At 37.0% G+C, this 23,944-nt stretch carries 23 protein-coding genes; 16 read left to right on the top strand and 7 right to left on the bottom strand.

All coding sequences use genetic code 11. The features are described 5' to 3' along the window. Positions 1 to 52: 52 nt before the first annotated feature. From pflA to ACHUFV_RS04425, 3 genes are all read right to left on the bottom strand, one after another. Positions 53 to 808, bottom strand: a complete 756-nt coding sequence (gene pflA, locus ACHUFV_RS04435) for a pyruvate formate-lyase-activating protein (protein WP_394232391.1) — start codon at positions 806 to 808, stop codon at positions 53 to 55. 109 nt (positions 809 to 917) lie between these two features. After that, entirely contained in the window at positions 918 to 3,182 is a 2,265-nt protein-coding gene (pflB, locus tag ACHUFV_RS04430) for a formate C-acetyltransferase (RefSeq protein ID WP_394232390.1), read from the bottom strand. Positions 3,183 to 3,493: 311 nt separating this feature from the next. Next, a complete protein-coding gene (locus tag ACHUFV_RS04425; protein WP_394232389.1) occupies positions 3,494 to 3,949 on the bottom strand; it encodes a cupredoxin domain-containing protein in 456 nt (151 codons plus the stop codon). 334 nt (positions 3,950 to 4,283) lie between these two features. On the opposite strand from ACHUFV_RS04425, the gene ACHUFV_RS04420 reads away from it, so the two are divergent. Together ACHUFV_RS04420 and ACHUFV_RS04415 are read left to right on the top strand one after the other, a co-directional pair. Continuing rightward, the gene (locus ACHUFV_RS04420; protein WP_394232388.1) at positions 4,284 to 5,471 is read left to right on the top strand and encodes a DHH family phosphoesterase; all 1,188 of its coding nucleotides are present in this window, start codon (positions 4,284 to 4,286) and stop codon (positions 5,469 to 5,471) included. Positions 5,472 to 5,581: 110 nt separating this feature from the next. Next, positions 5,582 to 5,713, top strand: coding sequence for a YuzL family protein (locus ACHUFV_RS04415; RefSeq protein WP_394232387.1), 132 nt, complete (start codon positions 5,582 to 5,584; stop codon positions 5,711 to 5,713). Positions 5,714 to 5,760: 47 nt separating this feature from the next. Here the strand turns inward: ACHUFV_RS04415 and ACHUFV_RS04410 are convergent, their stop codons facing one another. Continuing rightward, positions 5,761 to 7,383: an ABC-F family ATP-binding cassette domain-containing protein gene (locus ACHUFV_RS04410; RefSeq protein ID WP_394232386.1), complete on the bottom strand. Its 1,623-nt coding sequence runs from the start codon at positions 7,381 to 7,383 to the stop codon at positions 5,761 to 5,763. Positions 7,384 to 7,712: 329 nt separating this feature from the next. Here ACHUFV_RS04410 and ACHUFV_RS04405 point away from each other — a divergent pair, with 329 nt between their 5' ends. After that, on the top strand, positions 7,713 to 7,907 hold the full coding sequence (locus tag ACHUFV_RS04405) for a hypothetical protein (protein ID WP_394232385.1): 195 nt from the start codon (positions 7,713 to 7,715) through the stop codon (positions 7,905 to 7,907). A 66-nt stretch (positions 7,908 to 7,973) separates the two neighbouring features. Here ACHUFV_RS04405 and ACHUFV_RS04400 read toward each other — a convergent pair whose 3' ends face one another. Continuing rightward, positions 7,974 to 8,576, bottom strand: a complete 603-nt coding sequence (locus tag ACHUFV_RS04400) for an SCO family protein (RefSeq protein WP_394232384.1) — start codon at positions 8,574 to 8,576, stop codon at positions 7,974 to 7,976. A 487-nt stretch (positions 8,577 to 9,063) separates the two neighbouring features. On the opposite strand from ACHUFV_RS04400, the gene ACHUFV_RS04395 reads away from it, so the two are divergent. Then, the gene (locus ACHUFV_RS04395; protein ID WP_394232383.1) at positions 9,064 to 9,204 is read left to right on the top strand and encodes a cold-inducible protein YdjO-related protein; all 141 of its coding nucleotides are present in this window, start codon (positions 9,064 to 9,066) and stop codon (positions 9,202 to 9,204) included. Continuing rightward, on the top strand, positions 9,156 to 9,317 hold the full coding sequence (locus ACHUFV_RS04390; RefSeq protein WP_394233462.1) for a hypothetical protein: 162 nt from the start codon (positions 9,156 to 9,158) through the stop codon (positions 9,315 to 9,317). The genes ACHUFV_RS04395 and ACHUFV_RS04390 overlap by 49 nt, the downstream gene beginning before the upstream one ends. 1,197 nt (positions 9,318 to 10,514) lie before the next feature. Here the strand turns inward: ACHUFV_RS04390 and yhfH are convergent. Next, positions 10,515 to 10,625, bottom strand: coding sequence for a protein YhfH (gene yhfH, locus ACHUFV_RS04385; RefSeq protein WP_394232382.1), 111 nt, complete (start codon positions 10,623 to 10,625; stop codon positions 10,515 to 10,517). Between the two features lie 306 nt (positions 10,626 to 10,931). Between yhfH and ACHUFV_RS04380 the strand changes: the two genes are divergently transcribed. The 7 genes from ACHUFV_RS04380 to ACHUFV_RS04350 all read left to right on the top strand — a co-directional run bounded on the left by ACHUFV_RS04380 (position 10,932) and on the right by ACHUFV_RS04350 (position 17,622). Beyond that, on the top strand, positions 10,932 to 13,007 hold the full coding sequence (locus ACHUFV_RS04380; protein ID WP_394233378.1) for a transglycosylase domain-containing protein: 2,076 nt from the start codon (positions 10,932 to 10,934) through the stop codon (positions 13,005 to 13,007). Positions 13,008 to 13,151: 144 nt separating this feature from the next. Next, the gene (locus tag ACHUFV_RS04375; RefSeq protein WP_394232381.1) at positions 13,152 to 14,243 is read left to right on the top strand and encodes a branched-chain amino acid aminotransferase; all 1,092 of its coding nucleotides are present in this window, start codon (positions 13,152 to 13,154) and stop codon (positions 14,241 to 14,243) included. A gap of 33 nt (positions 14,244 to 14,276) precedes the next feature. After that, complete coding sequence (locus ACHUFV_RS04370) at positions 14,277 to 15,077, top strand: HAD family hydrolase (RefSeq protein WP_394232380.1); 801 nt, start codon at positions 14,277 to 14,279, stop codon at positions 15,075 to 15,077. Positions 15,078 to 15,161: 84 nt separating this feature from the next. Then, on the top strand, positions 15,162 to 15,473 hold the full coding sequence (locus ACHUFV_RS04365; RefSeq protein WP_394232379.1) for an iron-sulfur cluster assembly accessory protein: 312 nt from the start codon (positions 15,162 to 15,164) through the stop codon (positions 15,471 to 15,473). A gap of 146 nt (positions 15,474 to 15,619) precedes the next feature. Next, complete coding sequence (locus ACHUFV_RS04360) at positions 15,620 to 16,429, top strand: uroporphyrinogen-III synthase (protein WP_394232378.1); 810 nt, start codon at positions 15,620 to 15,622, stop codon at positions 16,427 to 16,429. A gap of 97 nt (positions 16,430 to 16,526) precedes the next feature. Further along, positions 16,527 to 16,964 carry a peptidylprolyl isomerase gene (locus ACHUFV_RS04355; RefSeq protein WP_394232377.1) on the top strand — a complete coding sequence of 146 codons (438 nt, stop codon included), beginning with the start codon at positions 16,527 to 16,529 and terminating at the stop codon, positions 16,962 to 16,964. Between the two features lie 184 nt (positions 16,965 to 17,148). After that, a complete protein-coding gene (locus ACHUFV_RS04350; RefSeq protein ID WP_394232376.1) occupies positions 17,149 to 17,622 on the top strand; it encodes an N-acetyltransferase in 474 nt (157 codons plus the stop codon). Positions 17,623 to 17,667: 45 nt separating this feature from the next. Here the strand turns inward: ACHUFV_RS04350 and ACHUFV_RS04345 are convergent, their stop codons facing one another. Next, positions 17,668 to 18,600, bottom strand: a complete 933-nt coding sequence (locus ACHUFV_RS04345; RefSeq protein ID WP_394232375.1) for a manganese-dependent inorganic pyrophosphatase — start codon at positions 18,598 to 18,600, stop codon at positions 17,668 to 17,670. A gap of 328 nt (positions 18,601 to 18,928) precedes the next feature. On the opposite strand from ACHUFV_RS04345, the gene ACHUFV_RS04340 reads away from it, so the two are divergent. From ACHUFV_RS04340 to ppdK, 4 genes are all read left to right on the top strand, one after another. After that, on the top strand, positions 18,929 to 19,450 hold the full coding sequence (locus ACHUFV_RS04340; RefSeq protein WP_394232374.1) for an HD domain-containing protein: 522 nt from the start codon (positions 18,929 to 18,931) through the stop codon (positions 19,448 to 19,450). 120 nt (positions 19,451 to 19,570) lie between these two features. Then, positions 19,571 to 20,020: a CoxG family protein gene (locus tag ACHUFV_RS04335; protein ID WP_394232373.1), complete on the top strand. Its 450-nt coding sequence runs from the start codon at positions 19,571 to 19,573 to the stop codon at positions 20,018 to 20,020. A gap of 379 nt (positions 20,021 to 20,399) precedes the next feature. Further along, positions 20,400 to 21,227: a pyruvate, water dikinase regulatory protein gene (locus ACHUFV_RS04330; RefSeq protein ID WP_394232372.1), complete on the top strand. Its 828-nt coding sequence runs from the start codon at positions 20,400 to 20,402 to the stop codon at positions 21,225 to 21,227. A gap of 2 nt (positions 21,228 to 21,229) precedes the next feature. Then, positions 21,230 to 23,902 (top strand): pyruvate, phosphate dikinase, encoded by a 2,673-nt coding sequence (gene ppdK / locus ACHUFV_RS04325; protein ID WP_394232371.1) that lies wholly within the window; start codon positions 21,230 to 21,232, stop codon positions 23,900 to 23,902. Positions 23,903 to 23,944 lie beyond the last annotated feature (42 nt).

Below are 23,944 nucleotides of genomic sequence, written 5' to 3'. Positions count from 1 at the left end.
GCATCCGTCAATTAGCTGATAAAAGTGAAGATAGAAAGTGCTGTCCTGATGTTCAAGACAGCACTTTTTTGTTGAACTTAAGTGTTTTTGTTAAAATTTCATATGCAGCATTTACTTTCGCGTTACTCGGCGGCTCGACGTCTTTTAGTGGATAATCTAAACCAAGAGCCTCCCATTTATAAACGCCTAACTTATGATAGGGTAGTATCTCTAACTTCTCGACATTCTCAAGCGTGCCGATAAACTCACCAAGCTCTTCTAGGTCCTTTTCATTATCTGTAATGGTAGGGACTAAAACATGACGAATCCAAACAGGAATGTGGCGCTTGGATAAATGCTTTGCAAATTGGATAATGTGCTCGTTTGCCATCCCTGTCAATTGAATGTGTTTTTTTCGGTTAATATGCTTTAAATCTACTAAAATTAAATCTGTATAGTTTAATAACTCGTTGAATTGCTCTTGGAATAGGGGAGCTGTTGAATAGCAGCCGCCGGATGAATCAATCGTTGTATGAATCCCTAATTTTTTGCATTCCTTAAACAATTCAATAAGGAAAGGAATTTGTAATAAAGGTTCACCGCCGCTTACCGTAATGCCGCCGCCTGAGGATTCGATAAAAGGAAGGTAGGAGGTTAAATCCTCTATAATGTCAGCAACAGACATTTGCTTTCCTATTCCAATCTCCCAAGTATCTGCGTTGTGACAATACTGACAACGAAGCAGACAGCCTTGTGTGAAAATTACATAACGAATTCCAGGTCCGTCAACTGTTCCGAATGTCTCTATGGAATGAATATTTCCCTTCATGTTGATAAACTCCCATCTAGTTAATTATTGTTAATAAGTTCCCATCTACCGTTATGCTGTAAAAAAATTCAAAGAGAAGGGAAAGGCCCTTCTCTTAAACTCTTAGTACTTATTTTACATGAACAGGTACTTTCGTTTCGGCAGCAGACATGCTTTCATGGAATGTACGATTAATTACGTCGATTTGTTGTTCACGAGTAAGCTTAATAAAGTTAACGGCATAGCCAGATACACGAATTGTTAATTGTGGATATAGTTCTGGATGTTCCACAGCATCTAATAATGTGTCACGATTCAAGACGTTCACATTGATATGATGGCCGCGTTTTGCTATATATCCGTCAAGCATTGCCACTAGATTACTTACTTGTGATTGATCTTCACGTCCAAGTGCCTTTGGTGTGATGGTAAAGGTATTGGAAATCCCATCTAATGATGCTTCGTAAGGTAATTTTGCAACAGAAGTAAGTGAAGCAAGTGCTCCTTTAGTGTCGCGGCCATGCATTGGGTTAGCTCCTGGTGCAAATGGTTTACCAGCTTCGCGACCATCAGGAGTTGCACCAGTTTTCTTACCATATACAACGTTAGATGTGATGGTTAACACTGATTGTGTTGGTACTGCACCACGATAGGTTTTATGTTTTCTAATTCGGTTCATAATACCATTAACAAGATCTACAGCAATTTGATCGACACGATCATCATTGTTACCATATTTAGGATAGTCACCTTCGATTTCGTAATCAACAACTAGTCCGTTTTCATCACGAATTGTTTTAACTTTTGCGTATTTAATGGCACTAAGTGAGTCAGCTGCAACAGAAAGTCCAGCAATACCACAAGCCATCGTACGCAGAATCTCACGGTCATGAAGTGCCATTTCAATTCTTTCATAGCTGTATTTATCATGCATATAATGGATTACATTAAGTGTATTCACATACAATCCGCATAGCCAGTCAAGCATTTTATCATAGTTGCTGGCAACTTCTTCGTAATCTAAATACTCAGAAGTAATAGGCTGGTAAGCAGGTCCAACTTGTATCTTTTTCTTTTCATCAATACCGCCATTAATTGCATATAACAATGCTTTTGCAATGTTAACACGAGCTCCAAAGAATTGCATTTGTTTACCAATTCGCATTGCGGATACACAGCAGGCAATACCGTAATCATCGCCCCATAATTCTCTCATCATATCGTCGTTTTCATATTGTATTGCACTTGATTTGATTGACATTTTTGCAGCGTAGGCCTTAAATGCTTCAGGTAATTTAGTAGACCAAAGAATGGTTAAGTTTGGCTCTGGAGCAGGTCCTAGGTTATCTAGTGTGTGTAAGAATCGGAAAGAGTTCTTCGTTACTAATGGACGACCGTCAAGTGCCATACCTGCGATTGATTCTGTTACCCATGTTGGGTCACCGCTGTATAATTCGTTATATTCCGGTGTTCTAGCAAACTTTACAAGACGAAGCTTCATAACAAAATGGTCTACTAATTCCTGTGCTTCTTTTTCAGTTAGTGTACCATTCTGTAAATCTCTCTCAATATAAATATCTAAGAAAGTAGATGTACGTCCAAGGCTCATGGCCGCCCCATTTTGTTCCTTAATAGCAGCTAAATAGCCAAAGTACAACCATTGGATGGCTTCCTTTGCACTTTTTGCCGGCTGTGAAATATCAAAGCCATATGAAGCAGCCATTTGTTTTAATTCCTTTAAGGCACGATATTGTTCACTGTATTCCTCACGATCACGAATGACATCATCTGTCATAGTACCGTCGCCAATATATTGATATTCTTTAAGTTTTTGCTGCATTAAGAAATCAACACCATATAATGCCACACGGCGATAGTCACCAATAATACGTCCGCGTCCATAAGCATCAGGTAATCCTGTTATGACACCAGCAGAACGGGCTGCTCTCATTTCTGGTGTGTAGGCATCGAAAACGCCTTGGTTATGAGTTTTGCGATAATCAGTAAATGTATGTTCAACCTCTTTGTCTAATTCAAATCCATATGATTCTAAAGCAGTTTTTGCCATACGGATTCCGCCAAAAGGCATTAATGAACGTTTAAAAGGTTTATCTGTTTGGAAACCAACAATTTGTTCAAGTTCTTGTGTTAAATATCCAGGTCCATGTGAAGTAATAGTAGAAACGATTTTTGTGTCAGCATCCAGGATACCGCCAGCTTCACGTTCTTTTTTAGAAAGTTCCATTACTTGATCCCATAATTTTGCTGTTGCTTCAGTTGCACCTTCTAAAAAGCTATCATCACCAGTATAAGGAGTAAAGTTCTTTAAAATAAAGTCTCTTACATTCACTTCTTTTTGCCATACTCCATTTGTAAAACCTTTCCATTGTTCCATTGTTATGTCACCTCATGGGTTAGAATAGTTTTTCATTGTTAGCTAGTAGGTAGTAGTACAATGACTATATTTGTAGTGTAACAGATAGATTGTTAAAGTACTCACATTATATATGAACATTTTATGAATGTTAAATAAACCCTTATTTTACAAGGGTTTAAATTTTTCTTTGAATTTGGATAGTTTTAATAATTATTTATATTTATCTAAACTGTATTATAAACAACCTAGCTATTGTTTAGCTGTTATACAAAACAGACTGGATAAAGACAGGTATATCCAGCCTGCATTACTTTTGAAATAGCACTTGATTAATCTACTACTATATAGGCAATCATTGGTCCTTCATGATTTTTATCGGAATGGGAAGTGCATATTAAACGATAGATACCTTCTTTTTGAAATTGGAGAGGGACGACTGTTTCCTCACCTTTTTTCACCGTTCCTTTTATATTTGTGTTTTCAATCATAAAGGGGTGTTCTTTGCCATTTACTCCTAAAATGGAAAGATTCACCTTCTCGCCAACCTCCATGAATATAGTTCCTGGATCCCAACGATACGCTTCTATTTTGGTGCCATTTGGCAATTCGGAAGAAAACTCACTTGTAACAAGATGGATTTCCCGTACATGTCCTTGCTGTTCCTCCTGATTAAACACTACTTCGTTCTGCTGGTTTATAAAAATCCATCCTCCTGCAGATGCTAATAGTACCAAGAAAATAATACAATACAATAAGAGCCGTTTTTTAATGACGACAAGCTTCATAATTTCCCTCCTTATATTTTTAAGGCTGCAATTCTAAAATAATCTTATTAGCCAGTATATGCGGACAAGGGGTGTCAACTTGTCAGCAAATAAAAAAGATTTAGTTATATCAGGGTGGATTACTTTTTTTCTTTCCACTCGAATAAACATTTTGTATGAAACAAGGATTTCTTTTTGACAACAGGCAAGTAAAGTTATAATGTTTTATATATTATGTTCTTTCCATAGTACTTAGAGAATACATGAAAACTGGTCAAGCTAGAAAGGGACGTTCAAGCAGAGCTTATGCTTTTCTTTTACATACAATTAATTAATACCGGAGAGGTGGGTTACTTTGATTCATTTATATACTCATAATGATTTGGATGGTTTAGGATGCGGAATATTAGCGAAAATTGCCTTTGGTGAGGAAGTGGAGGTTCATTATAATTCTGTAGCTAGGCTAAACTCGCAGGTTGAACGATTTTTTGACGGGACGAAGCAAAATCAGGTTAAAGAAAATACAATTTGGATTACAGATCTAAGTGTTAATGAGGCAAACAGTAAACGAATTGAACAATTTGTTCATGAGGGAGGGAAGGCACAGTTTATCGATCATCATAAAACAGCCTTGCATTTAAATGAATATAGCTGGGCAAAGGTAACCGTTGAATATGATGATGGAAGACTTACTTCTGCTACATCATTATTTTTTGATTATCTACTAGAAAATCAATGGATTGCAGCAAAAGGCTCAATAACAGAATTTGTAGAGCTAATCAGATTATATGATACTTGGGAATGGGAAAAACATAACGAAATAAAAGCCAAGCAGTTAAATGATTTATTCTCACTGCTATCGCTTGATGATTTTGAAGGAAAAATGATAGAAAGATTAAAATCAGAAGATATCTTCAGCTTTAATGAGTTTGAGCAGCAGCTATTAAAAATGGAAGAGGAAAAAATTAATCGCTATATACGCAAGAAAAATCGAGAGCTTGTCCAAACGTTTATTGATGAGCATTGTGTTGGTATCGTACATGCTGAAATGTATCACTCCGAGCTGGGTAATGAGCTTGGTAAAGAAAATAGTCATCTTGATTATATTGTTATCCTTAACATGGGCGGGAAAAAGGTAAGCTTCCGTACAATACATGATCATGTTGATGTATCTGAGGTAGCAAGTAAATTTGGCGGCGGTGGACATGTGAAGGCTTCTGGCTGCACTATGAATGAAACTGCCTACAAGCTATTTGTGCATGAGGTTTTTCCTCTTGACCCTTCCAGACTGGATGCTCCAAAAAATCAATACAATCTTAAAAATAATCCGGAAGGCTCGCTTTATGAAAATAATAATCGCGAGAAATGGCTTATTAAAGAACATAATCAACAATGGATTGTAGAGAGCGGGAGTAAAACATTACCGCTTTCTTTTAGCAGTTTTCTTGAAGCTGAACACTTTGTCAAAAGACAATACAATGCGGCTTTATCAAGAGATGATCAATATACTGAATACATGAAGAATAATAAAAATAAAGGATAATGACCTTGTTTTTATGTTTGGGATGTCTGCCTTATGATGAAAGAATCTGCTTAATATCCAAGCATAAGAATTCGTGAAATTCGGCACCATAAGGATGGAGGTGTTTGGATATGGGAAAACGCAAGCAAGATCCATCTAAAACAGGATTAAGCTCATCCCGGGTAGAGGGACAAGGAACAACAACTGAGGAAACAGGTATGAGAGAAGTATCCTCTGCACGAAAAAAGACAAAACGGACATAAAGAAAACGCAAAGGATTTCCCTTTGCGTTTTCTTATTGAAGAATGCTTTAATTTTGGTACATGGCTGCAATTTGCTTCTGTAGTTCACTATCTTCTAAATATTCATCATATGTTACTTGTTTATCAACAATACCGCTTGGTGTAATTTCAATAATGCGGTTAGCAATGGTCTGAATAAACTGATGGTCATGGGACGAAAAGATTAGAGAACCCTTAAAGGCAATGAGCCCATTGTTTAATGCAGTGATTGATTCAAGGTCTAAATGGTTTGTCGGCTCATCCAACAATAATACGTTGGCTCCGCTTAACATCATTTTTGAAAGCATACAGCGAACCTTTTCTCCACCTGATAAAACACTCGCTTTTTTCAGTACGTCTTCACCAGAAAATAACATTCTTCCTAAAAATCCTCTTAAAAAGCTTTCGCTATCATCCTTCGGTGAAAATTGGCGTAACCAATCAACGAGATTTACATCGTCATGTTCAAAATAGCGGGAGTTATCTTTAGGGAAATAGGCTTGAGAGGTAGTGATACCCCACTTATAAGAGCCGCTGTCAGCTTCCATTTCTCCCATTAGGATTTTGAATAAAGTTGTCTTAGCTGTTTCATTTGTTCCAACCAAAGCAATTTTGTCATCTTTGTTCATGATGAAGCTGATATTATCTAATACCTTAACCCCGTCAATCGTTTTCGAAATTCCATCTACTCGCAACAAATCATTACCGATTTCACGATCAGGTGTAAATCCAACATATGGATACTTACGTGATGACGGTCTAATATCGTCCAGGGAAATTTTATCAAGTAGTTTTTTTCGAGACGTTGCTTGTTTGGATTTAGACGCATTCGCGCTGAAACGAGCAATGAAATTTTGCAGTTCCTTTATTTTTTCTTCTTTTTTCTTATTCGCATCTTGTGCCATTCTCAATGCCAATTGACTGGATTCATACCAAAAGTCATAATTTCCTACATAAATTTGAATTTTTCCAAAATCAAGATCAGCGATATGTGTACAAACCTTATTTAAAAAATGACGGTCGTGGGAAACAACTATAACCGTATTTTCAAAGTTGATAAGAAATTCCTCTAACCACTGAATAGCTTTAATATCGAGGTGGTTTGTCGGCTCATCTAGTAGAAGTACATCAGGTCTTCCAAATAATGCTTGTGCAAGCAATACTTTTACTTTCTCAGCACCGGAAATATCAGCCATTTTCTTTGTATGAAGGTCTTCTTCGATTCCAAGACCTTTTAATAAGATGGCTGCATCTGATTCTGCTTCCCAGCCATTTAATTCAGCGAACTCACCTTCTAGTTCGGCAGCGCGCATACCGTCTTCATCCGTAAAGTCAGCCTTCATATAGATAGCATCTTTTTCCTGCATGACTTCATAAAGGCGGCTATGACCCATTACCACGACTTTTAAAACTTCTTCTTCTTCATATTCAAAATGGTTTTGTTTTAATACGGCCAAACGCTCTCCAGGTCCCATTTGAACAGAACCTGATTGCGGCTCAAGGTCGCCAGATAAAATTTTCAAAAACGTCGATTTTCCTGCACCGTTTGCACCAATTAATCCATAGCAATTCCCTGGTGTAAATTTAATATTAACATCTTCAAATAATTTACGATCTCCATAACGAAGACCTACATTGCTTACAGTAATCATTTACGTATATTCCTCCAAAACACAATATGAAACGATTATACCATTTTTAGTGAGGAAGAACACCTTTCATGTCTACAAATAGGATAAGTACTGTTATATCGCAGTTTTAAGAGGGCGGATGGGAATCCTATAGATGTCTATGGAGGAAAGGTAAGGAAAAAGTAGTAAATTTTATGAAAGTTTTAACTTATTGCAGGAGAACAGTGAAGAGAACACGTATTTAATAGTAAGGAACAGCGCTTTTCATCCATTTATCATTATTCGTTCATATAATATTAATAATTACCAAGTACAATAAAATCATAGAGATCGTTAAAGGGGTTTTTAGCATGCCTAGTAAACAGCTTATTAATTTAGTAAATCGGTTAAGAAAGTCGGGGATACAAATAAGCTTTTCAGAGCCGCGATCCAAAATGTCATTGTATTTACCTGATAAAACTGATCTGCCCAGAGAAATGGGAGACAATTCGCTGCAACAGGACGGGAAAAGTAAGAGAAAGCTGACAGTACTTAAGTTTGTATAAGAATACAGGCAAGAATGATTACTATTCTTGCCTATCGTTACTATTTATCTGTTAGGCTTTATAGTGTTATTGGATTTCAGCCATAATTTTATTATAGATTTCCTCTTTATTAAATTCCTCGCCCATTGGAAATTTTTTAATGTATTTATTCTTTTCATCAATTAAAAAGACAAATGTGCTATGAACAAAGAAACCATCTCCAGGATCTCTATATTGGAACTGGAATGTATTAGCTAATTCTTGTATTTCCTGCTGATCTTGTTTGATATTTTTAGGATCACCAGTCAAAAGTAGCCAGTTTCCATCATCTTCAATTTCGAAGGTTTTCATGTAGTTTTTTAGCCTATCCGTTGTATCACGATATGGATCAATGGTGATTGTTAGAAATTGAATATTCTTTCCATATACACCTGCTTTTTCTAAATCCTTCTTTAACATATTCATTTTTAATGTAGTTGTTGGACAGATGTCCGGGCAATATGTATACATAAATTCAACTAGCTTTAATTTCTTATCCGATTCTCCAAACACATACTCTTTATCATGCATGGTAACCAGGGAGATATCATCAGGCACTTTGGCAGATATATCTCTTATGACAAAAAACGAAATGCCTGCAGTAATTCCGATAATGACAATAATGGCACTAATCATGTAGATCTTTTTCACGCTTACCCCTCCCATGTTTAAGATATATAAAAATAGGAGAGAATCATATGGATAAAATGTGAACATGAGTGATTATTCGCAAAATAAAGAACAGTCTTGCGCTGCAGCCATAGAAACCATTCCATGAATAGAATAAACTCTGAGTTAACCATCATTTTTATTGAAGTCATGGTATAATAATAAAGGAGGAGAAAGTTCTGAACATTAAATATTCTATTGATTAGCTTTTGAAAATAAAATGGTACGGATAGGTAAACAAAACAATAACGTCTTCAGCTGCTATTTTTTAGATTCCCTGTTAAATTTTTTCAAGTTGATTATACTATTAGAGACTAATTGAATTTTTAACCCATTAATCTAAGTGATGGGTATCTTAAACATGAGTAGTTCCATTTCATCTAATGAATGAAAGGACTGCCATAAAAACTAGGGGGCGATTCCGATTTTTTTTAACAGAAAAGGTCAGGATGATAAATTAGAAAATATCATGGAGGATGTTGAAGTATATTCCTGCAGTGATTCTGTTTGTAACGGCTGGATGAGGAAAGACTTTGCATCCGACGATTTAAAATGTCCTTTATGTGGTCACGAAATGACGATGGAAATTCGGGAACTGCCCAAGATTTAAACTACACATATCCGTGTAGTTTTTCTTTTTATGTGCTAAAGCAAAATGTTGATTATGAACAGATGGTGGTTTCAGGGGAAGGCACGGAGACACCTGCGAAAGAATCAAGATAAATTATTGTAATAAACTTTATTCACGGAAAATTCACATTTAAAGCGTTTACAGATACAAATTTTAAGCTATAATAAAAGTGTAGAAAAGATAAAAAACATTCTACAACAGATTAACACTTTTAGAGGCTCAACCATATAGTGTTCGTTTCGTTAAAGAAATGAAACTATAATATCCTTTCAAATGAGAACGACAGTAATTGTTTAACAGTCAAACACAACACTGTTTAGTAAGAAATTTGAAGGGGAGCTTCAAAAAAATTGAATACAAGGGGGAATTCAAACGGAATAGAGTAGAAAATTAAGCCTATAATCTTGAAATAAGCATAGCATGTAATATCTATGATAACAGTAAATAATCATAGGTAATTCAAACTGCTAGCGAGGTAAATCGGTTAGAAACAGATAGTTAAATTAAATGCAATAACGATTAAAGTTTATTAGCAATAAGATATAACAACATGCAAGCAGCTTCAAAAGTTACAAGTATTGGTTATGCAAAATGCAAGCAGCTTAAAAAGATATGAGCAATAGTTATGATAAACCGCAAGAACTTAAAATGTTCTGGAGCAAAGTGTTATAACAATATGCCAGCTTTAAAAGTTACAAGCACTAAGTGATAACGAACAAACGGTAGCTAGATAGTTGCAAGTACAATGGTTATAGCGATGTTGCCAACAACTTAAAAAGTTACATGCGCTAGTTTAACAAACTGCAATAACTTGTATTCATCCGGCATAGTTATAACATAATGCCAAAACATTTATTCCAGTTACTAGTAAAAAAGCAACTGAAATTAGTAGCAGTATTAGGTTATAGCAAGATGACAGCAGTTAAGAGTTATGACGAATTTCAATAAATTATACGCTAATAATTAAACTCTAAACCCAAAAATCATTATACTCGTAAAAGTGAAATCATTATTTCACTCTGGTATATGATTAGAATCCAAATACCCTTGAAAACCAGTTATCGAATGGGAAGTTCGATAATGCAGTAGTCAAATAAGTGATAGCGAAACAAACACACATTGGCTGAAAAGCTAGAATTATAGTGAAATGAACGCAGGCTATATTTTGAACGGTGTTCGCATATCAGCTAATGACAATGGTTGGGTCTCTAAAGGTGTTAAAAGTAAAGCCCTCCTTCAATGGAGGGCTTTTTTTTATGGTTTTTATGAGTATACATGTATGGTTGTGGTTATTCTGATTTCTTTGAGAGGCAGCGGTCACATTCCATTAAATGTGACTCTATTTGTTCGTTCACCGTTTGACCACACTCAGGACAAATTTTACTTGTTAACATGTTCATTCTTACCCTCTCCTTTTATAATACAGTATATTTTATTTTCCTGTTGTTATAATACAGTATATATGATGTTGGAGGAAAATAAAACAGTTTTTTATAAAAAATCAGAAAATTTAAAATTGAATTCAGTAGCTTATATGAATTGTCATCCATGCTGCCCTTGTATTAGGCTTTTCAATTCTATTTAATATAAGCTAATATAAGTAAATAATAAGGAAAAGCTTTAAATAGATTAGAGGAGAAGAAATGAAAAGATTTCAATCTATATGGAATGTCATAAAAAAAATCTGGAGGGTAATCAGTCCTCCTATGATCAAACTACTAAAACCACTAATAAATGCAATTAGAAGGTTTTGGAGGAAGAAGCATCTGACGCAAATTTTATTACTTAGCGGTTTAACCTTTGTACTATTGACCATTCTCTTTTTTGCCTTTACGGCATCTCAGGCTAATGTTCAGTCGCTTCAGGAAGGGTTAACACAAACAACGGTCATCTACGATAAAGATGGTGATGTAGCAACAAGGGTTGATACAAATCGGACCGAGGGAATTGATGTAAAGGACCTGCCAGAATATGTTCCAAATGCAGTGATAGCAATTGAAGACCGTCGGTTCAAGGAACACAATGGCTTCGATTTAAAAGGAATGGCAAGAGCGTTTTTTAATAACCTTTTTGCGGGCAGTATTACTGGCGGCGGCAGCACGATTACACAACAGCTCGCCAAAAATGCCCTTCTTTCCCCTGAGCAAACCTATCGCAGGAAAATTGAAGAATTGTTCTTGGCTGTTGAAATTGAAAAGAACTATTCAAAAGATGAAATTTTAAGTATGTATTTAAATCAAGTTTTTTTCGGAAGTGGTTCATGGGGAATTGACCAAGCAGCAAAGAAATATTTTAATAAGGACATCAGAACCGTGACAATTAGTGAGGCTGCGATGTTAGCCGGGCTCCTGCAGTCGCCATCTGCCCTTGATCCATATCGTCATTATGATAGGGCAATGGAAAGAAGAGATGTTGTCCTCCATAGTATGAAGGAGCTTGGAGTGATTACAAATGAAGAATACAATACTGCAAAGAATGAGAAGATTATTTTAGAAGATGGCGGTGGAAGCTATATTAAGCGTGAATATCCCTATTATGTGGATGCTGTTTTAGATGAGGCCATTTCTAAATATGGATTAACACAGGAAGAAATTATGACACGTGGTTACCGAATTTATACAGAGATGGATCAAAATATCCAATCTATGTTAGAGAAAGTGTATAGCCAGGATTCGGTGTTCCCCTCCGGAAAAGGAGGAACGCTTGTGCAGAGCGGATCTGTTCTGTTAAATCCCGAAACCGGGGGTGTTCTTGGGCTTGTGGGGGGCAGAGGTGATTATGTTTTTCGCGGTTTTAACCGGGTAACCCATATGAAAGCACAGCCCGGGTCGACATTAAAGCCGCTTGCTGTTTATACTCCTGCTCTGGAAGAAGGCTATAAAACAACATCAATCCTAAAGGATGAGCCGCTTCAAATTGGTGATTACGCACCTGAGAACTTCTCGCGTACTTTTCAAGGTGAAGTTCCAATGTATGAAGCACTGGAACAATCATTAAATGTTCCGGCAGTATGGCTTTTAAATGAAATTGGTCTAGAGAAAGGGATCGCTTCTTTAGAGAAGTTTGGTATTCCACTTGAAAAGGAGGATCATTACTTAGGGATTGCCTTAGGCGGCATGAGTAAAGGAATTTCACCATTACAATTGGCTGAGGCCTATTCCGTGTTTGCTAATGACGGGAAAAAAGAAACCTCCCATTTTATTGCGAAGATTATCGGCCCAACGGGAAATGAAATAGCCCAGTATAAGAAGAAATCAACTAGAGTTACTTCGAAAAAAGTAGCACAGGATATCACATCGATGCTGCTTGGCGTTGTAGAGACTGGAACAGGAAAGGGAGCTAAGATTCCTGGTATGGAGCTTGCTGGTAAAACAGGTTCAACACAGCTTCCCTACAGTGATATAAATGGTACAAAAGATCAATGGTTTGTTGGCTATACACCTACCATTGTTGGTACAGTTTGGTTAGGTTATGACCAAACAGACCGAGAGCATTATTTATCCTCCAGCAGCTCTGAAACGGTTGTTCCCATTTTTAAAACCATAATGGAGAGTGTAAAGCCATATATCGAATCAGAGGAATTTAATACAGAATCTGTTCGTACCCAACAATCAGGGGAATCAGATTATAAACAGCAGCTGATTGATCAAACTGAAAAATGGAAAGAAAAGCTGAGTGAAGAGGCACCTAAATGGGGAGATAGATTAAATCAGGGAATCAATGATGCCAAAGAAAAGGGCAGACAATTAAAGGACCTAATAGATTCTTACATTGAACCGTAAAAATGTAATGACGTAATTCGATAAAAAATGATAAAATAAACATTTTTCAAAATAATTCTTCTTTAAAATTTGATATTTTGTGATAAAGTATTACTATCAGATTTTTCATTTTTTAGTTTTATATTTAGATTGGAGACGAAAATCATGTCAAACGAAAACATTAGTATCACTCTAACCACAAATAAAAGACAAAAACCTGATGTAAATAATCTTGTATTCGGTAAGGTTTTTACTGATCATATGTTTGTGATGGATTATTCATCAGATAAAGGCTGGCATGATCCGCAAATCATTCCATATCAACCTATTACAATTGAACCGTCTGCTATGATCTTTCACTATGGACAAACGGTATTTGAGGGTCTAAAAGCATATTACTCCGTTGAAGGGAAAGTGCTGCTGTTCAGACCTGAAAAAAATATGCAAAGATTAAATCAATCGAATGATCGACTTTGTATCCCTCCTGTTGATGAAGCGTTAGCGCTTGAAGCACTGAAAGAACTTATCAATATTGATCGTGATTGGATTCCACAGGCTGAGGGAACCTCACTTTATATTCGTCCATTTATTATTTCTACTGAGCCGACACTTGGGGTTCATCCGGCAAATAACTATAAATTCATGATTATTATGTCACCAGTTGGTTCTTACTATAAGGAAGGAATCCATCCGGTTAAAATTGCTGTTGAAAATAAATATGTTCGTGCAGTGGCTGGCGGTACAGGTCAAGCAAAAACCGCAGGTAACTATGCGTCAAGCTTAAAAGCACAGGAAGTTGCTGAGGAGAAAGGGTACTCACAGGTTTTATGGCTTGATGGGGTCGAGAGAAAATATATTGAAGAAGTAGGAAGTATGAATATTTTCTTTAGGATTAATGGTGAAGTAGTAACTCCGGAATTAAATGGAAGTATTTTACCAGGTATAACTAGAGATTCTATTATCCATTTATTAAAGCATTGGAATGTACCAGTTGTGGAGAAAAGAGTCTCAATTGATGAAATCTATCAGGCCTACCAAGCGGGCCAATTAGAAGAAGTATTTGGAACTGGTACAGCAGCAGTTATTTCACCAGTTGGCGAGTTATATTGGAATAATGAAAAGTTAATCGTAAATGGCGGCCAAACAGGCGAGCTTTCAATGAAATTATATAATACATTAACAGGTATCCAACTTGGAAAAGAGCAAGATCCATTTGGATGGGTAGTCGAAGTAGAGCAGAAAGCGATAAATCAATAGAAGCATGTTTCTAAAGGGGAGAGGAAATACAGCATGATAAAAGCGATTTTTTTTGATCTGGATGACACACTTCTATGGGACCAAAGAAGTGTGAAGGAAGCCTTTACTGCTACATGTCGAGTGGCGGCTGATAAATACCAAGTAGACCCTGAAAAACTTGAAGAGTCTGTTCGGGAAGAAGCAAGAAAATTGTATTCAAGCTATGAAACGTATGCATTTACGCAAATGATTGGAATCAATCCATTTGAAGGCCTATGGGGGAACTTTCTCGATGATGACGATCAATTCCGCAAAATGAAGGAGATTGTACCAGGTTATCGAAAAGAATCATGGCAGAGAGGCCTGGAGCAGCATGGAATTAATGATGATGAATTTGCTGCCCTGTTGGCTGAGCGTTTTCCAGAAGAGAGGCGCCGTAAACCATTTGTATACGAAGATAGTTTTTCTGTTTTAGAGCAACTAAAAGGAAAATATAAATTATTATTACTAACAAATGGTTCACCTGACCTGCAGCAAACAAAGCTTACGATCACACCTGAACTCGTTCCTTATTTTGATCAGATTGTCATTTCAGGTGCTTTCGGAAAAGGGAAACCTGACCCATCTATTTTTGAGCATGCGCTATCATTGCTTGATCTTCAAAAGGATGAAGTATTAATGGTTGGGGATAACTTAATGACGGATATATTAGGTGCAACGCGTGCAGGCATTCAATCAGTCTGGATAAACCGAACAAATAAAGAACGCAATGAAGTGGTACCAGACTATGAAATTAAACAATTAGATGAGCTTTTTACTATTTTAGACAGCCTAAAAGTGAAAGAATCAAACTAGAAATTCGGCTGACTCCAGGTATTTGCAATTTTTCTGTAAGAATGAGATTATATTTTTATTCTTTGTGATAGGAGTCAGTAGAAAATGAAATGTAAAATCAACCGCCATGCAGCTAAGATATTGAAGGAAATGATAGCCAATGAAGGGGAAACAGGGAAAATGATCCGTGTTTATATCACCCATATGCATGGTGACCACGCGCATTATGATCTTCGTTTTGATGAGCCAACAGAATATGATGAAGTAGTGCAAACCGATAAGGATATTGAGATATTGCTGGATGCCAGAGAAGAGTTTTTAGACGGTGTTTGGATTCAATATTACTATGTTCCTAACGAAGGCTTTGTGATTACAAACCCTGTAAAAGACCGGCTTCATCATGGTCACCATCATTAATATGAGATCTAGTCTTAGCCTCGGATTCAGCCATGAACCGAGGCTTTTTTGATAGTATAGGAGGTAAGTTCACATAATAATCTATCAAAAACAATTAATATATGTAAAAATAAATAGTGGATGAATAATGGAAAAGGGTGATTTTATTGGGGAATGCATTGGCAGGAAAGCATATCGTACTTGGAGCATCGCGTAAAACAGAGGAAATGACAGCCTTAATTGAAAAGCAGGGAGGAACCGCCATAGTACGCTCTCTGCAGGGAACCGTATTTAAAGCAGATGAGGAAGTAAGGCAGGATCTTGTGACCTTTGTTGAACAGGGTGCAGACTGGGTGATTTTTACAACGGGCATTGGCTTTCAAACCCTTCTCGAGCTTGCCGAGAATTTAGCTATTAAAGAGGCGTTTATTAAACAGCTTCATAAGGCAAAAATAGCGACCAGAGGCTATAAATCAGCTGCTGCGATAAAGAAATTTGAATTGAAGTGTGAAGCCTCTGATGATGATGGTACGACACAGGGACTGATCCGTCAGTTAAAGGATGTAGATTTTTCGGGAAAAAAAGTGGTTGTTCAGCTGCATGGTGAAAAGGCTCCGGCCTTAATGAGCTTTCTAACATCAAAAGGTGCGGAGACAACTCAGCTTCTGCCTTATCAGCATATACCACCATTACAGGATACTGTTGAAACATTGTGCAAGGAAATCTTAAATAGCAAAGTTGACGCTGTTTGTTTTACAACTGCTATTCAAGTTCATTCCTTATTCAGTTATGCGAAAGAACAAGGAATTGAAAATCAACTTATCGCTTCTTTTACGGATAACACAGTTGCCACAGCAGTTGGTAAGGTGACGGCAGAAGCGTTACGTGAAATGAGCGTTGACCGAATCGTTGTACCAGAGCATGAACGAATGGGTGCAATGATTGTGGAACTAGCGAATTTCTATGATGCTAAATAAAGACCCCATCGTTTGTTCCCTTATCTTTGTGTAATGATGTAAATAATGTTATGATTATTTTGTTTGTTTCATAAAAATAAAAAGGAGTTGGATACGAATGGCTAAAAAAGGATACATACAGATGCAAAATGGTGAGAAAATCGAGTTTGATTTATTCCCAAATGAAGCACCAAATACAGTGGAAAATTTTGAAAAACTAGCTAACAGCGGTTTTTATAATGGTGTTGTATTTCACCGCGTAATCCCTGGTTTTGTTTCACAAGGGGGAGATCCAACAGGAACTGGCATGGGCGGTCCTGGTTATACAATCAAATGTGAAACAGAAGGAAACCCACATAAGCATGAGGTAGGCTCATTATCAATGGCACATGCAGGCAGAGATACAGGTGGCAGCCAATTTTTCATCGTTCACGAGCCACAGCCGCACTTAAACGGAGTACATACTGTTTTCGGTAAAGTAACATCCGGAATGGATACAGTACTTTCCATGAAAAATGGCGATGTAATGGAAAAAGTTGAAGTATTCGACGCATAATCAAACATTTGTAAGAAAGCAGCTAAGTGATTTAGAACTTAGCTGCTTTTTTTCGTGCACAAAAAGGTAGGCAGTAAAATAAAATGATTTATAATTATACAATTTTGTGATTATTTATTGACTTTTTCCAAAAATAAAGTATGATAATAAACATTAAAGATAATTCGTAAAGGTGAGGACAACAATGGTTGAAATCAGAAGAGCAAGAATTTCAGATATTGATAGATTACATGAGTTAATCAATATTTATTCAGAAAAAGAGATATTGCTGCCAAGAACGAAAGAATCACTCTATCAAAATATTTTTTCAATCTTTGTTGCAGAAAAGGACGGAGAAGTTGTAGGGTCCGCAAGTATAACCATTTTAGATAAGGAATTAGCTGAAATTCGTTCGCTTGTTGTTGATACTCCTGCTTTAAAGCTGGGTATCGGGAAAATGCTCGTGGAAAAAATAGTCGAGGAAACCAATCGATTAGGAATTGAAAAGTTAATTTCTCTTACGTATCAAGTTGAATTTTTTCAAAAATGCGGCTTCGAAGTGACAGTAAAGGATAATATGCCGCAAAAGGTATGGAAGGATTGTATTACCTGCCCTAAGCTGCATAACTGTGATGAAATTGCCATGATTTTGTACGTGAAGGATAGCATGTATGTCTAATAATTGGATAAAAAAGAAGCATGGGATTTCCATGCTTCTTTTTTATTATAGAGCCTTTAATGTATCAGTTAAAACCGGTACGATTTGTTTTTTACGAGATACAACGCCTTTTAAGATAGCTGCGTTATTATCAAGCTCTACATTAAACGCTGTTTCAACTGCATTAGTCATTTTTCCAAGCGCAAGACCAACGGAGTCATTAGTTAAGATATCTGTCACAACAAAAAAGAATAAATCAAGATTTTGGTCTGCAATGACCTTTGTAATGGCTTCTTCAATTTCTTTTTTGTTTTTCAGCACATCATTTGTATCGACAGCATTCACTTGAGCTACCATGACTTTATAATTACCCATGTCAAAGCCTTTTGCATCTAGAGAGATTAACTGTTCTACTGTTTTGTCGCTAAGGTCAGCGCCAGCCTTTAGCATATCCAGGCCGTATTTTTCAGCGTCAACGCCTGCAATTTCAGCTAGCTCACGTGCAGCAGCGATATCCTGCTCTGTGCATGTAGGTGATTTGAATAATAGGGAGTCAGAAATAATAGCTGAAAGCATTAATCCGGCGATTTCTTTCTTTATTTCAACCCCATGTTCTTTATACAGCTTGTTTAAAATCGTTGTTGTACAGCCAACTGGCTCAGCACGATAATAGAGCGGGTCGCTTGTTTGGAAATTTGCAATACGATGGTGGTCAATTACCTCAAGAATACGGACTTGATCAATATCGTCCGCGCTTTGTTGACTCTCATTGTGGTCAACCAAAATGACCTGGTTTGTTTCAGCAGCAACTTTTTCTACTAAACGGGGAACGTTTACTTGAAAATAATCTAATGCATATTTTGTTTCCCCATTAATTTCGCCAAGACGGACAGGCTCAGCATTTAAACCAATCGCAGATTTTAAGTTTGCATAAGCGATTGCGGAACAGATCGAATCTGTATCAGGATTTTTATGTCCGAGAACAAGAATTTTTTCCATATTCGTACTCCTTATGTAAAATTTATTTGTGAAACTTATAAATTATTTCAAGTTTCGTCAAACATATATTAACACATTTTTAACAAAAAAAAGTCAATTTTCATTCATATTTTATCCATTTCCTATTTAATTAGTCAGATATAAGGGAATTACACCATAATGGTGGTTTCAATGTATTCCTTTATCCTAAATTAGCAGTGACCAATTGTCCAAAAGAAAAATATAATAGATGAACAAAATAATTGTCAGCAGATACAAAAAAAGAGTAATATAGATAAAATATCTTCATGTTCCAAACACCGATAAATTTCAACTGGAGGGAGAACGTATGAGAGATGTTGCATTAACGGATATTTTCAACCACCACATAGCCCAAAAATATGTTACTCGATCTGGTTTGGTTCATGCAATTGCCTGTGCGTATCATGCTTTTCAGTATGCTAAAGAGCAGGATGTTGATGTTGATAGTGCAGCAAAAGCTGCCTTCCTGCATGATATTGGACATTATACTTGGTACAAAAATGGCAAATGGGATTATGATTTATATAGACAAAATGATATCCATGCCATAAAAGGCGCTGAGAGAGCACATAAATTATTGATACGTTTAGGTGAAAATCCGGTGAAAGCAAAGGAAATTGCCCTTGCGATCTTATTTCATACAGATTCATATTTTCCCGGAGGCCAGATTGTCAGGACTCCTTTGCAGGAAATTGTCAAAAAAGCAGATGAAAAAGATGAGGAGCCTGGGGGCAGTCATCACTACCGACAGATTGAAACAAATCGGGCCTTCCGTCTTTTAAAACGCTTGGATCAAAAAATAGATAGAGTGTATGGTGAGAGAAAATAAGTCCGCCAGACTGGCTGGGCTTATTTTTTTCACTATCATTTTGCTTAATGTAAGAATAATCCCGATAGAATTGGAATAAGTCTATACATATGCCTTTACAACAAAGGGGGATGGATCATAATGTCTTCTCATGTTCACAAAATGGAAGTGAATGTCCCGATTGAAACGGTTTGGAAATTTGTTCAATCAATGGATGCCTGGGCACCGCTTATTCCAGGCTATATAGACCATGAGATCATAAATGAAAGAGAATCTACTTGGACCTTCAAAAGTGCGTTCGGAATTATTAAGAAGAAAATACACCTTAAAGTGGATATAACAAATTGGATTGAACCGGAAAAAGTCACATTTAATTTAATGGGCATTAATGAAAAATTTAATGGATATGGATATTTTAAAGCTGCTAAAATATCAGAACATAAAACGAGTATGACGGGCTTCTTGGACATCACAGCAGGCGGGAAACTGGCGAAGGTCATGAATCCACTTTTAAAAACAAGTATACCGGAAATGACGGAGGAGCTGACACTTGCTGTCGGGCAAAAGATTGAAGAAATTGTAAACGATTGAAGTATTTGTGAAAAAAACAATATTTTACTAGGAAAATATTTTAATATTTAAAAAGGATAGATAATAAGGGCAAAAGCCTATATATCTGTCCTTTTTTGCTATATAATGTATTTAATTTACCTGCACTTTGTAAAAATGTTCACTTTTTAACGAAAAAAATGTTCACGATATTTTTTAAATGTGTTATTCTATATTCATAAAAAGTATAACATATTTAAGTGATTGTTAATCATTAATGCTTTTAGTGTAATGAGCGAGACCTAACATGCGGTTCATAAAGTAGTTTCTAGCTAAATGAATTTATGGGAAAAAATTATAGATGATTGCTCTAATAACGTTGCAAAAATATTTATGATATCCCTCGTTAAAGGAAAAGGGTGTGAGTATTATTTTATCAGAAAAAGAAGTTGTTTACGTTGTTTCGGATTCTGTCGGTGAAACTGCAGAATTTGTCGTAAAGGCAGTTGCAACCCAGTTTAATGGGGGCTATGTTGACATACGCCGGCATTCCTATGCAGAGGATAGAGAAGATATTGAAGAAGTCATTGCAATGGCAAGGCAGACGAATTCAATTATTGCTTATACCATCGTGATTCCACAATTAAAGAAATACCTGGATCAACGTGCAAATGAAGAGGGAATTATGGCTGTTGACTTATTAAATCCGCTTATGGAATCCTTTATGAAAAGATTTAAAAAAGAGCCGAATCATCAGCCGAAATTAATGAGGAAGCTTGATGATGAATATTTTCGCAGGGTGGAAGCGATTGAATTTGCTGTTAAATATGATGATGGACGTGATCCACGAGGGGTTATGCGTGCGGACATCGTATTAATCGGAGTGTCGCGCACATCAAAAACGCCGCTGTCGATGTACTTGGCACATCAAGGCTTTAAGGTGGCAAATGTCCCGTTAGTACCGGAGGTTTCACCACCTGAAGAAGTATTTAATATTCCGCGTAATAAATGTGTTGGGTTGGTTATTACACCAGACAAACTGAACGAAATCCGAAAAGAACGTCTCAAGGCACTGGGCTTAAGGTCTGAGGCTAACTACGCTAGCTTTGAAAGAATCCTCGAGGAGCTTGAATACTCCGAAAAAATTATGAAGCGGATAGGCTGTCCAGTTATTAATGTATCTAACAAAGCTGTTGAAGAAACGGCTAACCTAATAGTTGATATTTTGAAAAGTGAGAGGAGCAGGTAATAATGAGTAAATTTGTTTACCTATTTAATGAAGGAAATAGCAATATGAAAGAATTACTTGGTGGAAAAGGGGCAAATTTGGCTGAAATGACGAATATCGGTCTGCCCGTTCCATTTGGTTTTACCATTTCTACTCAGGCTTGTAATGATTATTATGAAGCCGGTAAAAAAATATCCCAATATGTAGAAGAAGAAATATTGGCAGCATTAAAAACATTAGAAGATAAAACCGGGAAAAGATTAGGTGATCCTGCAAATCCATTGCTTGTTTCTGTTCGCTCAGGTTCAGTTTTTTCTATGCCTGGTATGATGGACACTGTATTAAACCTTGGAATGAATGATGAAACAGTAAAGGGTGTTGCCGGTTTAACAGAAAATGCCCGCTTTGCCTATGATTCCTATCGCCGTTTTATTCAAATGTTCAGTAATGTTGTGCTCGGCATTGACAGCTTTTATTTCGAACAATATTTAGAAGAAACACGTGAGAAAAAGGGCTATCAAGCAGACCCTGAACTAACGGCAGAGGATTGGCAGGAAGTCATTGCCGGATATAAAGAAATTGTTAAAAAACATACAAGAAATGATTTTCCGCAGGAGCCAAAACAGCAGCTGTTCTTAGCTATTAATGCTGTATTTGATTCTTGGAACAATCAGCGTGCCATTATTTACCGTCGTTTGAACAAAATTCCTGATCATTTAGGAACAGCTGTTAACATCCAAAGCATGGTATTCGGTAATATGGGAAATGATTCTGGTACAGGTGTTGCGTTTACACGTAATCCATCTACAGGTGAAGCCATTCTTTATGGTGAATATTTAATTAATGCTCAAGGGGAAGATGTGGTAGCAGGAATCCGTACACCACAACCTATTCATGTGCTTGAAAAAGACATGCCTGAAGTATATGGCAAGTTCACGGCAACTTGTCAATTGCTTGAAAATCATTATAAGGATATGCAGGATATCGAGTTTACTGTAGAGCGTGGAGAATTATTTATCCTTCAAACACGTACAGGAAAAAGGACTGCTCAGGCTGCTATTCGAATCGCTGTTGAAATGGTTAAAGAAGGAATTATCGATAAAGAGACAGCTTTATTACGTGTAGATCCAGAGCAGTTAGATCAGCTGCTTCACCGTCGAATTGATGATTCATTTGAGCGTAAACAATTGGCAAAAGGACTGCCTGCATCACCTGGCGCAGCAACAGGCTTTGTCGTCTTTGATGCAGATGAAGCAGAACAATTAGGAAACGATGGAAAAAAGGTTATCCTTGTTCGCCCAGAAACAACTCCAGATGATATTCATGGTATTGTGGCTTCCCAGGCAATTGTTACAAGCCGTGGAGGAATGACAAGTCATGCTGCTGTTGTTGCACGGGGGATGGGTAAAGCATGTATTTGCGGCTGTGAAGCACTAAAAATAGATTTAGCTGGAAAGAAATTTTCAGTTGGTGAAACCGTTGTAAATTATGGTGATGTCATTACAATTGATGGATCAACTGGGGAGATTATGCTTGGTGAAATACCAATGATTGACCCTCAACTATCTGATGAGTTTCAACTATTACTTGCATGGGCAGATGAAACAAGAAAATTAGGTGTTCGTGCGAACGCTGACAATCCAGAGGATGCTGCGAAAGCCTTGGAATTTGGTGCTGGTGGAATTGGACTATGCCGAACAGAGCATATGTTTATGGATCCTAAACGGATTCCAATCGTTCAAGAAATGATTTTAGCTGAAGACTATGAAGAGCGCATGATCGCATTGGATAAACTGTTGCCAATGCAACAAGGGGATTTTGAAGGGATTTTTGAAGCCATGCAAGGTCATCCTGTAACGATACGTTTACTTGATCCACCAATGCATGAATTCTTACCGGATAAAGAAGAGCTTTTAGTTGAAGTGACAAAGCTCCAAATTACAGCAGCTGATTCACCTGAATTAAAGGAAAAAGAATTCTTATTGAAAAAAGTAAATCAATTGGCTGAGTTTAACCCAATGCTTGGGCACCGCGGCTGCCGTTTAGGTATGATTTTTCCAGAGATTTATGAAATGCAGGCAAAAGCAATTTTCAATGCTGTTGTCACACTTATTAATAAAGGACTTCCAGTCAAGCCTGAAATTATGATTCCACTTGTTGGTCATGTGAATGAGCTTAAGGCAATGCGCCAGCTTGTTGTAGAGACAGCGGAAAAAGTGCAAGGAGAAACAGGTAAATCATTTGATTATTTAGTTGGAACAATGATTGAAATTCCGCGTGCTGCATTAACAGCAGACCAAATCGCTGAAGAAGCTGATTTCTTCTCCTTTGGTACAAATGATTTAACACAAACGACGTTCGGCTACAGCCGTGATGATGCAGAAGGTAAGTTTTTACAAGCCTACATCGAGCAAAAGGTGCTTCCTGACAATCCATTTGCTGTCCTAGATCAGCAAGGTGTTGGTAAGCTGGTTGAAACGGGTGTTAAGCTTGGTCGTCAAGTGAAGCCTCAATTAAAAACAGGTATCTGCGGGGAGCATGGCGGTGAAAAATCATCCATTGCATTCTGTTACGAAGCAGGATTAGATTATGTAAGCTGCTCACCATACCGTGTACCGTTAGCTCGTCTTGCAGCAGCACAAGCAACGATTCGTCATGAAAAGTCTGACGAAAGGGAAACAATTGTTTCAAAATAAAGGAAGAGCAGGGGGCATCGTTCAGCGATGCTCTCTTTTTCA

The sequence above is a fragment of the Niallia oryzisoli genome (assembly GCF_043641075.1).
Taxonomy (GTDB): Bacteria; Bacillota; Bacilli; order Bacillales; family Cytobacillaceae; genus Bacillus_BD; species Bacillus_BD oryzisoli_A.
The sequence above is the reverse complement of the archived record's forward strand: the minus strand, read 5'-3'. Positions and strand labels throughout refer to the sequence as shown.

Coding starts and splice junctions, on each gene's coding strand:
- pflA (WP_394232391.1), bottom strand. CDS start 808: ATGAAGGGAAATATTCATTCCATAGAGACATTCGGAACAGTTGACGGA.
- pflB (WP_394232390.1), bottom strand. CDS start 3,182: ATGGAACAATGGAAAGGTTTTACAAATGGAGTATGGCAAAAAGAAGTG.
- ACHUFV_RS04425 (WP_394232389.1), bottom strand. CDS start 3,949: ATGAAGCTTGTCGTCATTAAAAAACGGCTCTTATTGTATTGTATTATT.
- ACHUFV_RS04415 (WP_394232387.1), top strand. CDS start 5,582: ATGGGAAAACGCAAGCAAGATCCATCTAAAACAGGATTAAGCTCATCC.
- ACHUFV_RS04410 (WP_394232386.1), bottom strand. CDS start 7,383: ATGATTACTGTAAGCAATGTAGGTCTTCGTTATGGAGATCGTAAATTA.
- ACHUFV_RS04405 (WP_394232385.1), top strand. CDS start 7,713: ATGCCTAGTAAACAGCTTATTAATTTAGTAAATCGGTTAAGAAAGTCG.
- ACHUFV_RS04395 (WP_394232383.1), top strand. CDS start 9,064: ATGGAGGATGTTGAAGTATATTCCTGCAGTGATTCTGTTTGTAACGGC.
- ACHUFV_RS04390 (WP_394233462.1), top strand. CDS start 9,156: ATGTGGTCACGAAATGACGATGGAAATTCGGGAACTGCCCAAGATTTA.
- yhfH (WP_394232382.1), bottom strand. CDS start 10,625: ATGAACATGTTAACAAGTAAAATTTGTCCTGAGTGTGGTCAAACGGTG.
- ACHUFV_RS04380 (WP_394233378.1), top strand. CDS start 10,932: ATGATCAAACTACTAAAACCACTAATAAATGCAATTAGAAGGTTTTGG.
- ACHUFV_RS04375 (WP_394232381.1), top strand. CDS start 13,152: ATGTCAAACGAAAACATTAGTATCACTCTAACCACAAATAAAAGACAA.
- ACHUFV_RS04370 (WP_394232380.1), top strand. CDS start 14,277: ATGATAAAAGCGATTTTTTTTGATCTGGATGACACACTTCTATGGGAC.
- ACHUFV_RS04365 (WP_394232379.1), top strand. CDS start 15,162: ATGAAATGTAAAATCAACCGCCATGCAGCTAAGATATTGAAGGAAATG.
- ACHUFV_RS04355 (WP_394232377.1), top strand. CDS start 16,527: ATGGCTAAAAAAGGATACATACAGATGCAAAATGGTGAGAAAATCGAG.
- ACHUFV_RS04350 (WP_394232376.1), top strand. CDS start 17,149: ATGGTTGAAATCAGAAGAGCAAGAATTTCAGATATTGATAGATTACAT.
- ACHUFV_RS04345 (WP_394232375.1), bottom strand. CDS start 18,600: ATGGAAAAAATTCTTGTTCTCGGACATAAAAATCCTGATACAGATTCG.
- ACHUFV_RS04340 (WP_394232374.1), top strand. CDS start 18,929: ATGAGAGATGTTGCATTAACGGATATTTTCAACCACCACATAGCCCAA.
- ACHUFV_RS04335 (WP_394232373.1), top strand. CDS start 19,571: ATGTCTTCTCATGTTCACAAAATGGAAGTGAATGTCCCGATTGAAACG.
- ppdK (WP_394232371.1), top strand. CDS start 21,230: ATGAGTAAATTTGTTTACCTATTTAATGAAGGAAATAGCAATATGAAA.